The sequence below is a fragment of the Gemmatimonadota bacterium genome (genome assembly GCA_009835325.1).
Lineage (GTDB): Bacteria > JAAXHH01 > JAAXHH01 > JAAXHH01 > JAAXHH01 > JAAXHH01.
Map to the genome: position 1 here is coordinate 1 of VXWP01000112.1, position 12,706 is coordinate 12,706.

Genomic DNA, 12,706 nt, shown 5'->3' on the forward strand with positions numbered 1-12,706 from the left:
ACCCCACGCTGGCCGACATCCTGAAGGCACGTCAATTCCTCAACAAACACCTGTCTCCGACGCCCATGTACCGTTCCGCCGCGTTCAGCGAGACGCTGGGGCTGGAACTCCACATTAAGTACGAGAACTTCCAGCCCATCCGCTCCTTCAAGGTGCGGGGCGGTCTGTACACCATGTCCCTGCTCGACGAGGAGCAGCGCGGGAGGGGGGTCACCACGGCGTCCACCGGCAACCACGGCCAGGGCATTGCCTACGGCGGCGGCGTGATGGGCGTTCCCGTCACGGTGGTCGTGCCCCACGGAACGCCGAAGGTGAAGAGCGATGCCATCCGCCGACTCGGCGCCGAGTTGGTTATCCACGGTGAAACGATCGCCGACGGATTCGCACGGTCCCGGGAGATCGCGGAAGAAACCGGCATGGTGTACATCGAAGACGGGGAAGACTTCGGCCTCATGGCGGGTGCGGGCACCATCGGCCTGGAGATCGTGGAGGACCTGCCTGACTTAGATGCGGTGGTGCTGCCCGTGGGCGGCGGCAACCTGATCGCGGGCGTGGCCACGGCCATCAAGGCCACCCATCCGGACGTGCGTCTCATCGGCGTCCAGGCGTCCAACGCGCCGTCGGTGTACCGGTCCTGGCAGGAAGGCCGGACCGTGACCACGGCGACCTGCGACACTTTTGCCGGGGGCCTGGCGACGACCTATCCGGGCGGCCTGGCCTTCGATGTCCTGAAAGACCGGGTCGACGAAATGCATCTGGTCACCGAGGAGGAGATGAAACAGGCGATCCCAGTCGTACTCGAACACACCGGGTTCATTGCGGAAGGCGCAGCCGCGGCGGTATTCGCCCTGTGCATGCGCGAGGCGGCTTCGTGGCGGGGCCGGCGGGTCGCCGCGCTGTTCAGCGGCGGCAATCTCGGGATGGACGGCGTGCGCGAGATGGTCCGCTACCTGGACGATTCACTACCTTAAACGAGAAGGAGTAACGCGGAAATGAACGTTGCGCAGGCGGTTGCCCACGTTTTGAAGCAGGAAGGTGTCGAGTACCTCTTCGCGTACCCGGTCAATCCACTGATCGAGACGGCTGCCGAGTTGGACATCCGCACGGTGATCGTCCGCCAGGAGCGGATCGGCCTCCACATGGCCGATGCGATGAGCCGGCTGACTTCTGGCCGCAAGATCGGCGTGTTCTGCATGCAAAGCGGGCCGGGCACGGAGAACGCCTACGGCGGCGTGGCGCAGGCCTTCGGGGAGTCGGTGCCCATCGTGGTGCTCCCCATGGGGTACCGCAGGCAGGTCGCCCAGTTGTCGCCGAATTTCCATGCTTATCTCAACTTCCAGCACATCACCAAGTCCTGTGAATACCTGGTGCTCCCCGAGACCGTATCGGAGGTCATGAGGAGGGCCTTCACGCAGGTGAGGAACGGTCGGCCCGGTCCTGCGCTGGTGGAGTTCCCGACCGACCTGCTCGGTGAAGAGGTGCCCGGGACGTTCGACTACCGGCCGACACCGTCCGTGCGCGTCGGACCCGATCCGGACGCGGTGCGCGACGCCGCCGAGGCCCTGGTCGCGGCGGAGCGGCCGGTCATCTACGCCGGACAGGGTGTGCACTACGCAGAGGCGTGGCCTGAGCTGCAACAGCTGGCCGAGCTGCTCGAGGCGCCGGTTACCACCAGCCTGGACGGCAAGAGCGCTTTCCCGGAAAACCATCCCCTGTCCCTGGGAAACGGGGGACGGTCGATGCCGGAACCCGTGCACGTCTTCGTGCAAAATGCCGACGTGATCTTCGGCATCGGGTGCAGCTTCACCCGGACGAACTTCGGCCTGGCCATGCCCGAGGGCAAGACCTACATCCACGCCACGCTGGATCCCGGCGACATCAACAAGGACGTGGCGTGCCACTATCCCATCGTGGGCGATGCCGCGCTCACGCTCCGGGCCCTCATCGACGAGGTTTCTGACCGGTTGAAGAAAAGGCCGCGCGGCCGGTACGAAGGGATCGTGAGCGAGATCCAGGCGATCAGGCGGCGCTGGATGAACGCCTGGATGCCGAAACTCAAGGATGCCTCCACGCCTTTCTCCCCCTACCGGGTGATCAGCGACATGATCGACACCGTCGACATCGACCGAACGATCATCACCCACGACGCGGGCAGCCCCCGCGACCAGTTGACTCCCTTCTGGCCCTCGACCACGCCCCTGAGCTACATCGGCTGGGGCAAGACCACCCAGCTCGGTTACGGACTCGGGCTGGCCATGGGCGCGAAGCTGGTCCATCCGGACCGTCTCTGCATCAACGTGTGGGGCGACGCGGCCATCGGTTTCACGGGCATGGACTTCGAGACGGCCGTGCGCGAGCGCATCCCCATCCTTTCCGTGCTGTTCAACAACCACTCCATGGCCATCGAGATCCCTGTCATGCCCACGTCTCAGGCGAAGTACGGGGCGACCGACATTTCGGGGAACTATGCGTTGATGGCGGAGGCCTTCGGCGGTTACGGCGAGCGGGTCGAGTCACCCGACGAGATCATCCCGGCGCTGAAGCGGGGGATCAGGAAGACAGAGGAGGGGGTGCCGGCGCTGCTGGAGTTCATGACCAGCAAGGAAATCGACTTCTCGTTCTTCTAATGGCTGACGGCGCGCCGGCGTACCTGGCGAACCGGCGTACCTGGCGAACCGACGTGCCTGGCGGGCCGAGCGGCGCGCGTCCTACCGGTCGAAGCGATCCGCCCGGAACGGTGCCATGGCTGCGGGCACTGCGCCGTGCTCCAGGTGATCCGCGATGAGCCGGCCGGTTATCGGGGCGAGGAGAATGCCGTTGCGGAAGTGGCCCGTGGCGAGGACGAGGCGTTCCAGGCCCGTCGGGCCGAGTATGGGTTTGCCGTCCTTCGACATGGGACGCAGCCCCGCCCAGGTTTCCACGACCGGCGCTTCCGCCAGTCCGGGCGCCATGCGCAACCCTTCCCTGATTACCTCGGACACGCCGCCCGCGGTCACACTGGCGTCGAACCCGGTCTTCTCCACCGTGGCACCCATTAGCACGCGGCCGTCCCTGCGGGGAACGAGGTACTGTTCCATGCCGTAGATAACGCGGCCCAGTGGCGGGACGCCACGCCCGTCGACGCAGACCATCTGGCCCCGCACGGGCTGGACCGGTGGCGGCATGCCCGTGATCCACTTCAGCAGGCCGGACCAGGCGCCGGCCGCGACCACTACGCGTTCCGCGCCGATACGTTCGCCGGGGATGACTACGCCGGCCGCCCGGTTCCTCCGTACGATCAGGTCGACAACCGGGTCCCCGATGCGGAATACCCCTCCGCGGGCCCGGACGGCGGCGACCAGGGCCTGGACCAGCCGCCGGTTCTCCACCTGGTGCATCCTTTCGAAGCGCAGGCCGCACCGTGTATCGGGCGACAGCATGGGCTCGAGTGCGCGTACCTCCTCGCCGGTGAGTTGCTCGACCGGGAGACCTAGATCCTGCTGGTGGCGGTATCGCTGTTCCAGTTCTTCGGATTCTGTGTCGTCGAAGGCGACCTGAAGCCCCGCTTCGGTCCGGTACTCGACGTCGATGCCGGTTTCCTCGAGTAGCGCGGCGGACCAGTCGGCGTACAAATCCAAACCCGCCAGGCACAGGTCAAGATAGGCCCGGCTAACAGGACGGGCGCCCTGCGGTGCAAGCACACCGGCGGCGGCCCAGGAAGCTTCCTTGCCCGGCTCGCGCGGATCCACGAGGGTAACGCGTGTTCCGCGGGAAAGTAGTTCGTGGGCGATGGAGAGTCCGATCACGCCCGCGCCTACTATTATAACGTCCGTTTTCATGGAGAAGGACCCCGGGGTATCCCAAATCAAAACCATATGTTGATTTTTATTCCAATCAACATTGACAATGTATTAAATCCGCTTTCAAACAATATAGCCCGGCGTGGTTTTGCATTGCGCCGTAAGCGGGACTGGTCAGGCTCAACGCACCGCTATCCGATTTCGCCCGGAGCCACGGCCCGGTGTTCCGCCATGGACAGATAGCCGGCGTTGACCAGCTGAAGCGTCTTGAGGTTGTCTCGCCCGTTGGTCTCGGGAAGCCGGTCCTGTTCGATGGAGGACATCAGTTCCCCCATGGGGCCGATGAAGGAGTCGGGTATCCACCGCTCTTCGAACCGGTGATGGATGGTGTTGCCGGCATCGATCTTCCGGCTGGACCAGGCTAGCGTATCGGGCCGGCCATGGGGATAGTCGTACAGCAGGCCGAACGTCCCCGCGGCGTATCCTTCCGTCCCGTCAATGCGCAACGTCGCGAAGTTTTCTTCCGTCCGGTTGTTGTGGTTGACGGAGACCAGGGCCTGGAAGGTGTCCGTGTACTCGAACACCGTAATCGTCCGTGTTTCTCCTGTCGCTACATGCCCTGGATAGGACGCGCCGGACGACCAGACCCGTTCGGGGTCTCCGAACAGAGATCGCATGCTGTCGAAGTAATGAATACTGTGAAACATCAGGTCGAGCCCCCCGGCCTCGAGGACCCAGGGCCAGGCCCGCCATTCGGTCAGGATGCTCACGTCGATCACGGCCGATGCGGGTTCACCCAGCAACCCGCGGTTCAGCAGCGTCCTGGACGCCCTTACCGCCTGGTCCCACCGCATCTGCTGGTTTACGGCCAGCTTCACGCCGCGCTCCTCCGCCATCTCCACGATCTCAACGGCTTCGGCGTATACGTTCGAAAGCGGTTTCTGGCAAAGCAGTTGCTTGCCGGCCGCCGTCGCCTTCCGGACGAGTTCCTTCTGGTGCCAGGGCGGTACGGCGATGTCCACGATGTCCACGGCGGGGTCGTCGAGCAACGATTCCACGGTAGGAAATACCTTCGGCACCTCGAAATCCCGGGCGGTCCGGTTCGCCTTGTCGACGTCCTTGTCCGTCAAGCCGATCACGTTGAACCCCGCCTTCCGGTAAGCGGGGAGGTGCGCGGCGTTTACGATCCCGCCCGCACCGATGATGCCGATACCGTAATCCGTTTTCGTGCCCAGTACGGGGCGGTATTCCAGGTCCAGGTTCATCTCGCCTACCTCCATGTTTCGGGTTCATCGGAAACGCAGTCATTATATCGCCGCGCGGGCAGACCCGACAGGAAAAACGCTTCGAATCATCTGGCCCTGAAGCGCCTGCCGGTATATCATGCACAACCACGGATTCAGGATCACATAACGGATCCGGATCGAATTTCAATGCCTCAACATCTCGACGCCTTTTCACAACTGCAGGTCTTTTCTCCACCGCAGGTCCTTTCATGAGCCCGGACAAGCACTTCATAACGAGCGTCCTGCGCCGCAAGCCGTACATGGCCGCGACCGCGGTCCTTACGGCAGCCTCGGCGGCGATGACGCAGATGCCCCTCGTGGATGATCTCGGTTTCGAGTTCGCCTTCTTCACCGCCGCCATCGCCACCTTCGTCACGGGCGTGATGACCGTCCATCTCGTGAGCGGCTGGCGAGGGGACGGTTTGCGAACAGACGGCACGAGCAACACCCGCCATTCGGCGCTGCTCGCCCTGCTCTTCGGGCTTTCCCTTTCGACACTCCTGCTGCCGATGGTCGTAATGTTCGTCAACAGCTGGATCAGTGGTTTCTGCAACGTGCCGGAGGGACTCGCGTTCTACCTGCTGCTTCCCGGCATCAGCGTCCTGTGGGCCACCGCCGTCGCGTTGGTCTGCGCGCTGTCCGTGGAACGAAGACGGCACGCCACGCTCCTTTTTCTCGGCGTCATGTTTGTTTCCGTCGGCATCAGCGTGTTTCGTCTGGCCACTCAGCCGCCCGTATTCGCCTACAACCCGATCATCGGGTATTTTCCCGGACCGATTTACGATGAAGTGGTGGTCATCACCTCGACGCTGCTTGCGGCGCGGGCGATCGTGCTCGTCAGCGTCCTCGCGATGGTCGCCGGCCTGTGTGCCTGTTTCGATCCGTCGGTCCGGAAGATCCGTCCCTCGCTGTTATGGAAGTTCCGCGGCGGAAGTCCGAACGATGGTCTGGCCGCTGACAGTTCCACGAACGCCGGGAGCGCTGAGATCGGCGGGAGTGCCGCGACCGGCATGTCCATGCGGGTGCTGTTCCTGGTTTCGGTAGTGGTGCTGGCGGCGGCCTACGCCTACCGGGCGCCCCTGGGCATCGTGATCGACCGGGCGCATATCCAGCAGACCCTGGGGGGCCACCGGCAGACGGACCACTTCGACCTCTACTATGATACGAACACCATTTCGGCCTGGAACATGGATCTCATCGCCCGGGATCACGAATACCAACTCGACCGGGTCATCAACTACCTGGACGTGCCGGCCCCTCGGGCGCGCATCGCGTCATATATCTATGGCAGCGCGGACCAAAAGAAGCGGCTCATGGGCGCCCGGCATACGTCCATCGAACGCCCCGGTGCGGACGAAATGCACCTCAACAACGCGTCGTTTCCACATCCCGTGCTGAAACATGAACTGGTGCACGTCATGTCCGCCGCTTTTGGAAACGCGCTGTTCGGAGGCAGCTACTGGATCGGGTTCCACGAGGGGCTGGCCGAGGCGGTGGACTGGCAGGACGCCCCCATGAACCCGCACGAGTGGAGCCGGGCCATGCGCGAGCTCGGCCTTGCGCCGCGACTGGAGGACCTGTTCAGCATGACGGGATTCTGGTCGGCCGCGTCCTCGCGCAGCTACACGCTGTGCGGATCTTTCGTTCGCTTCCTGATCGAACGCTATGGGCTGGACGTATTCAAGCAGGCCTTTCCCGACGGCGCCGTCGAGGCGTCCTATGGCCGGTCAACGGCGGAACTGATCGCCGAGTGGGAGACCTTCGTGGACGGCATCTCTTTGCGTGAAGACCAGCTCCGAATAGCCCGGCAGCGGTTCATTCGACCCGCCATCTTCAGAAGGCACTGTCCCCACGAAGTGGCCGCGCTGAACGACCGGGCCTGGCAGGCCTACAATGCACAACGCTATCGGGATGCCGTGGGCTATTTCGACCGCATGCTCGAACTGGAGCCCGAGAACCCATCGGCCCTGAGAGGTCTGCTGTACGGGATCTACCGGCAGGGGGACTACGAACGGGTCGAGTCGGTCGCCCAGCGGATCGAACGACCGGACCAGACCGTCGGGCTGCTGGCGGACGCCCAACTGGTCCGCGGAGATACAGCGTGGAAGACCGGGAGGATGGACGATGCCAGGCGCAGCTACGAAGCGGTCGTGGGCCTGCAGGCGTCGGAAGCCATGTCGCGCGCCGCGTCCATCCGGCTGGAGGTGCTCGACCGGGAGCCGATCCGGGACACGATCATGACCTACCTGACTGCCGTGACCGGCCACTGGCGGCTGGTCCTGTCCGTCCGGGACGCGGGCGATCTCGCGCCTGATTACGGGACGGGCCATTACCTCCTGGGCCGCTGGCTGTTCCTATCGGGATCCTATGAACAGGCGCTCGAGTACCTGGTGAAAGCGGATGCTATTGGACTCCCGGACGAGGTCGTGCAGCAGGAAAGCCTGCGCCTGGAAGCCATGTCTCATTTCTACCTGGAGCGCTACGATCAGTCGGCCGAAGCCTTCGGGCGCATGGCGGCGTTGGTGGGCTCGGACGGGTCGGCCAGGACGGCTGAAGCCTGGATAGACCGTTGCCGGTGGTATCAGCAGAACGGATCGGACGGTCGCGACCGCCAGGCAAACCGGGCGAGGTAAGGCGCGTACCACCTACGGGCACGCCAAGCAAGCCGGGCGTGGAAGACCCCGGCGGTGGCTATAGTGGCTCGGCAGCGACGACTACCACCCCGATATGGACTGGTTCAGGATCTCGTCGGCCATTCTCTCGATGGCGGTATCGAGGGCCGGCTCGCGGTCCGAATCCGTACCGGTATCGATGGCGTAGTCACCGAAGGTACGCAGCTGCCTTTCCTCCCAGATCACTTCCTTCTTGTCCACGGTTTCGAAACGGACGTCCACGACGATCGAGAGACGGACTTCCCGGGCCTGCGTTCCCGCGGAGAACGCCACGGACTCCTCCTGCAAATTGGTGATCACGCCAATGATCGCCGCGTCCGCCTGCCGCAGATCCACGATCCTGAACTCGCCGTTTTCGAGAAACCGTTCGATTACCTTGTCCGTCAAATCCTCCTGAATGCCGGTCTCCACGGTGGTATTGTCAAACAGCGGTATGACAATGTTGCGAATGTCCCCGGCGCGCGATCCCTGTGAAGTGGAATAGTAGCACGCCGTGACCGTCATGCAGGCGGAAAGCAACAGGATAAGGAAGACGGCGGGTCTTCGGCGGGGTTTCGGATTCATCATTTTCTTCTCCACTCGTTCAATTGTACACGCGGTCCAGGTCGATGCCGCGATAGTAGTGTTTCAGGATCCGGTCGTACTTGTATCCCTGGCCGGCCATCCCTATGGCGCCCATCTGGCACATTCCTATGCCATGGCCATAGCCGCCGCCTTCCGCCACGACGGTGTTTTGCCTGAACTTCAAATCGAACTTCGTGCTGCGGAGCATCGGCTGGCCCCGGACCGGGCGGCGCAATGCGGAACGTATCTGCCCGCTGCGCAGTGTCGTAGTCCCGTGATTCGATTTGATCTCGAGTTGTTGAACGCGTCCGGTCGGAGATCGACTCTTGATGGACATACTGCGTAGAGAAAACTCACCCTGCTTGCGTGGGTCCAGGCCTGGAAGCCTCGTCGCCAGGATGTTCTCCAGCGTATTCTTGTTCCACTCCACGCGCCATGTATAGACCGGCGAATGGTTGCAGAAGTCGTCGCTTCCGCGTTCCCGGTCCCGCACGGAGCGCAGGTACGGAATGGGATTGCCTCCCCAGGCGTCCTCGATGGATTCGGTTTCGCCCGCGCAGGTCGAGGAGTACTGGGCGGCAATCGGTTTGCCGTCATAGGTAGCGATCACGCCGCGGGTCTCCGATATCGCCCGGTCGGCGAGGGGCCATTCCGCGCTGTAGCCGTGGTATACCTGGTCGGCCACGGTACCGTACAGATCGAATCCCAGGGCCTTGCGTCTGCCCAGGTTCGCCACCGTGTACGTCCGGGCCGCTACGGCCTGGGCCTTCAACGCCTCGATGCGGTCTTCCTTGAGCTTGCCGATTTCCGGGGGGACGACCCCGCGCAGGTAGTTCTCCACGTCGAGGATGTTCACGACGGTCAACTTGCCGTTCTTGTTCGAAACCACCTCCATCGATCCGCGGTACTCCCGGTCCGCGGCTTTGAGACGTCCTTCCCGCGCGAGCGGGTTCACCTGGATCGGACCGGTATAGAGTCCCTGGGCCGCGCCGCCTGGCGCGGACACGTCGATCCACGCGCCTTTCGCCTGCATGCTCCAGATCTGCCCGGAAGAGGATGTGCCGATCACTTCGCCGCTGGCCCGGTCCACGACGCGGAAGCGGCCTGTACCGGTCAGGCTGGCAGAATCCCGGTTCACCAGCAAGCCGATTCGGATCATCGGAAGCTGGCCGGGCTTGAACGCCCCCGTTGTCGGCGCGGTCTCGGAAGGGGCCGGTCGTGCGGGACGATCGGATGGGAGTGGCCTGCCGGCGCATCCCAGGATCAACAGGAACAATACCAGGGCCGGCCACCACGCGGACCGTACGCGTCCCGGCGCGTGAGCTGGCCACCGCGTTCGCCGCGCGGACCGTATTCGAATCGGCACGAGGTCAGGCATGGTACCGGCGCGGTCTGTCACGATGCCGGCCGGGATCCGGTCTTTGATGTTCCGCATGGTTGACGTGCTGAAGCGCATCACGAACTTCCCTCTCCATGCTGCATGTGCATGCTGCATCATCCTGGCAGGCAGATCTTGCCCAGCACCGCGGGCCGATCCGCGCCCGTCGCTCCCGGAAGACTGCCCTGCCGGCCCCGGACCGTCCGGTCGGCGAGTACCGCAAAGGCCACGGCCTCCTTGGCGTCCGAGGACAGGCCGTGATCATCGGAAGTGGATATCTCGACAGGCGCCAGCACCCGGGCGAGTCGCTCGAGCAGGAAACCGTTTCTGGCTCCGCCGCCGCTCACGATCAGTTCGTCCAGGCGCGTGACGACGGGAATGACGAACCGTCGACAGGCGTCCTCAATGGAACGAACGGTGATTTCCGTGGCAGTCGCAAGCAGATCCTCGCTGCTGAGCCCGGCCTCCCGACCCGCGCGAACCAGGGTTGACGCGCAACGGTCACCGAACAGTTCCCGGCCCGTGGACTTGGGAGGCGGCTGCTCGAAGTAGGGCATGGCCAGCACGTCCGTTACCAGGCTTTCCGTAGCCTTGCCGCGCCTTGCGGCCGCGCCGCCCGCATCCATGTCGCGTCCCAGTTCCGCCCGGGCGACGGCATCGATCAGCATGTTGGCCGGGCCCGTATCGAAAGCCAGCACGTCTTCGGGTTTCGGGTCCGCGGGCAGCACGGTGAGATTCGCGATGCCCCCCAGGTTCAGTAGTCCCCGGGCCTTTTCGGGATGCCTGAAGAGCAGGTAGTCCACATAGGGCACGAGCGGAGCGCCCTGTCCGCCCCGGGCCACGTCCGCCGCCCGGAAGTCGCCAACCGTCACCACGCCGGTTCGCTGCGCGATCACCGAAGGATCGCCGATCTGCAGCGTCGCCCCGGTTTCCACGTCGAATCTTCGTTCCCGTTCTGGGAGATGCTGGACGGTCTGTCCGTGGGAACCGATCAGATCAATCTCCTCCATGGACAGTCCGGTGGAACCCGCTACGACGAAAGCCGCCCTTGCAAAGAGTTCCCCCAATTCGAAATGCAGCCGGCACAACTCGTCGATCCTGCCGGTCTTCGCATCGGAGACTTCCATCAGTCGATCGCGCAAGCCCGATGGAAAGGCCACCGTATCGAAGCCCAGCACGTCAAGGGAAAGCCTGTCGTCCTTTTCGCCCAGTCGTATCACGGCCGCGTCGATCCCATCGGCGGACGTGCCCGACATTAGTCCGATGATCCGGCGGTCCTGTGTGGTATGGAATCCCGATAACACGACAGTGCTGCCTCGCACGGCTGGTTTTGTAACTTGCCACCAGGTCATCTCGATCGCCGAATTTGCTGCTGAAATATGACCCGCCGTCCTTCGGTTGTCAAGCCGGTTGGTGCGGTCCTCGACGCCAGTTGGTTCGTTTCTCGGCGTCCGTTGGACATGGGAAAGGCATTCGAAAATCGTTGCGTAAACGCGCCTGTTTTCTATAATATCAATAAAGCGAAAATCCCGGGGATGAAGTGGTCCGGTTGGTTGTGCGTCCGACTGGTCCGGCAGGTTATGACCGGCGCGGTTGGTCCGTCTGACTGCGTGGCGGACTGGTCCACCTGGCCTTGACCGGTATGGTTGGTCAATATTGGAACGGGTTGTCCGACTGGTCCGGGACGGGACCATCCCTATTCACTAAGAAGCGAGGATACTCATGAAAAAATCGACCTGGATCCGGTGGGTCGCACTTTCGGCCGTTAGCATTTCGATTGCGCTGTTAAACAGCTTCGCCACGGCCCAGAACCACGCGCCGAATCCGTACACCACCGTAGAAGGCATATGGGGCAAGCTGGGAGGGGACAGGACCTGGGGCTCCACGAGCGCGGTCTTTCCGGCCCAGGACGGCAGCGGGAACATCTGGGTGGCTGAAAGATGCGGACAGAACTCCTGCGTCGGCAAGGAAGACGTACCGCCGATCCTGCTCTTCGACAGCGACGGCAACCTGCTGAAAAGCTTCGGCGCGGGCATGTTCGTCTGGCCCCACGGCATCTTCGTGGACTCGGAGAACAACGTCTGGGTGACTGATGCGAGAGGCGGTGTAGGTATCGGCCACCAGGTCCACAAGTTCAGTGAGGACGGGGAATTGCTGATGAGCCTGGGCATCGCCGGAGTGGCGGGCGAAGGGGACGGCATCTTCAACCAGCCCTCCGACGTCCTCGTGGCGCCCGACGGAAGCATTTTCATAGCGGACGGTCACGGGTCCCGCGGCAACAACCGCATCGTCAAGCTGGCGCCGAACGGATCGTTCATCAAGGCCTGGGGCGAAACGGGACAGGCTTCCGGCCAGTTCCGGGATCCCCATGCCCTGGCCATGGACTCCCAGGGCCGGCTTTACGTCGGCGACCGGGGCAACGCCCGGCTCCAGATCTTCGACCAGGAAGGCGAGTACATCGCCACCTGGACCCAGTTCGGCCGGCCGAGCGGCCTTTTCATCGATGCCAATGACGTGCTCTACAGCGCAGATTCCGAGTCTAATGCGACCTGGGGGGCCAACCCGGGCTGGAAACGAGGCATCCGCATCGGCAGCATCCGGGACGGCGGTTTCATATCGGCCTTCATCCCCGATCCCGTGGTGGATGCCGATAACGCCGGAACGACCGGCGCGGAAGGCGTCGCCGTGGATGCCATGGGCAACGTATACGGCGCTGAGGTCGGACCCCGCATGTTGCGGAAATACGTCATCACCGGGGAATAGGGCGACCTGTAACAACGGATGGTCGAGGCCAGTTTCAACTGAAGGGCAAGGCCAGCAACACCAAAAGGCGCGGATCGTGTACTGATTAAATCTCAGTGTCCGCGCCTTTTGCTATTCCGGTAATCTGGAGCCGGATGCCGCCGGTCCGCCCGCACTACCCGCACCACGCGCTCCACCCGCTATAAAAAATAAGTTCTTTTACAATCCAGTTTTTTACCGTATATTCCCCGTTAAGCCCGTGATACCAGGCTTGGCGGGGTTTTT

Annotated in this window: 9 protein-coding genes; 4 read left to right on the forward strand and 5 right to left on the reverse strand. The window is 63.3% G+C overall.

All coding sequences use genetic code 11. The features are described from left to right. Together F4Z81_15070 and F4Z81_15075 are read left to right on the forward strand one after the other, a co-directional pair. On the forward strand, positions 1-971 hold a 971-nt coding region (locus tag F4Z81_15070; GenBank protein MXW06368.1), incomplete at its 5' end, for a threonine/serine dehydratase. A 21-nt stretch (positions 972-992) separates the two neighbouring features. Further along, on the forward strand, positions 993-2,627 hold the full coding sequence (locus F4Z81_15075; GenBank protein ID MXW06369.1) for a thiamine pyrophosphate-requiring protein: 1,635 nt from the start codon (positions 993-995) through the stop codon (positions 2,625-2,627). An 81-nt stretch (positions 2,628-2,708) separates the two neighbouring features. Here F4Z81_15075 and thiO read toward each other — a convergent pair whose 3' ends face one another. Then, entirely contained in the window at positions 2,709-3,854 is a 1,146-nt protein-coding gene (gene thiO / locus F4Z81_15080) for a glycine oxidase ThiO (GenBank protein MXW06370.1), read from the reverse strand. Between the two features lie 116 nt (positions 3,855-3,970). Continuing rightward, positions 3,971-5,044 (reverse strand): Gfo/Idh/MocA family oxidoreductase, encoded by a 1,074-nt coding sequence (locus F4Z81_15085; GenBank protein MXW06371.1) that lies wholly within the window; start codon positions 5,042-5,044, stop codon positions 3,971-3,973. 230 nt (positions 5,045-5,274) lie between these two features. Here F4Z81_15085 and F4Z81_15090 point away from each other — a divergent pair, with 230 nt between their 5' ends. Beyond that, positions 5,275-7,698: a tetratricopeptide repeat protein gene (locus tag F4Z81_15090; GenBank protein ID MXW06372.1), complete on the forward strand. Its 2,424-nt coding sequence runs from the start codon at positions 5,275-5,277 to the stop codon at positions 7,696-7,698. 81 nt (positions 7,699-7,779) lie between these two features. On the opposite strand, the gene F4Z81_15095 is transcribed toward F4Z81_15090, so the two are convergent. The 3 genes from F4Z81_15095 to F4Z81_15105 are packed head-to-tail and all read right to left on the reverse strand — an operon-like array spanning position 7,780 to position 11,031. Next, on the reverse strand, positions 7,780-8,304 hold the full coding sequence (locus F4Z81_15095; GenBank protein MXW06373.1) for a hypothetical protein: 525 nt from the start codon (positions 8,302-8,304) through the stop codon (positions 7,780-7,782). A gap of 16 nt (positions 8,305-8,320) precedes the next feature. After that, entirely contained in the window at positions 8,321-9,799 is a 1,479-nt protein-coding gene (locus tag F4Z81_15100; protein MXW06374.1) for a SpoIID/LytB domain-containing protein, read from the reverse strand. After that, positions 9,796-11,031 carry an anhydro-N-acetylmuramic acid kinase gene (locus F4Z81_15105; GenBank protein MXW06375.1) on the reverse strand — a complete coding sequence of 412 codons (1,236 nt, stop codon included), beginning with the start codon at positions 11,029-11,031 and terminating at the stop codon, positions 9,796-9,798. Before F4Z81_15105 ends, F4Z81_15100 begins: the two co-directional genes overlap by 4 nt. 370 nt (positions 11,032-11,401) lie before the next feature. Here F4Z81_15105 and F4Z81_15110 point away from each other — a divergent pair, with 370 nt between their 5' ends. Beyond that, complete coding sequence (locus F4Z81_15110; protein ID MXW06376.1) at positions 11,402-12,442, forward strand: hypothetical protein; 1,041 nt, start codon at positions 11,402-11,404, stop codon at positions 12,440-12,442. Positions 12,443-12,706: the final 264 nt, after the last annotated feature.

Excerpts from the sequence above, each read along its gene's own strand:
- F4Z81_15085 (MXW06371.1), bottom strand. The coding sequence starts at position 5,044 with ATGAACCTGGACCTGGAATACCGCCCCGTACTGGGCACGAAAACGGAT.
- F4Z81_15105 (MXW06375.1), bottom strand. The coding sequence starts at position 11,031 with ATGACCTGGTGGCAAGTTACAAAACCAGCCGTGCGAGGCAGCACTGTC.
- F4Z81_15100 (MXW06374.1), bottom strand. The coding sequence starts at position 9,799 with ATGATGCAGCATGCACATGCAGCATGGAGAGGGAAGTTCGTGATGCGC.
- thiO (MXW06370.1), bottom strand. The coding sequence starts at position 3,854 with ATGGTTTTGATTTGGGATACCCCGGGGTCCTTCTCCATGAAAACGGAC.
- F4Z81_15110 (MXW06376.1), top strand. The coding sequence starts at position 11,402 with ATGAAAAAATCGACCTGGATCCGGTGGGTCGCACTTTCGGCCGTTAGC.
- F4Z81_15075 (MXW06369.1), top strand. The coding sequence starts at position 993 with ATGAACGTTGCGCAGGCGGTTGCCCACGTTTTGAAGCAGGAAGGTGTC.
- F4Z81_15090 (MXW06372.1), top strand. The coding sequence starts at position 5,275 with ATGAGCCCGGACAAGCACTTCATAACGAGCGTCCTGCGCCGCAAGCCG.
- F4Z81_15095 (MXW06373.1), bottom strand. The coding sequence starts at position 8,304 with ATGATGAATCCGAAACCCCGCCGAAGACCCGCCGTCTTCCTTATCCTG.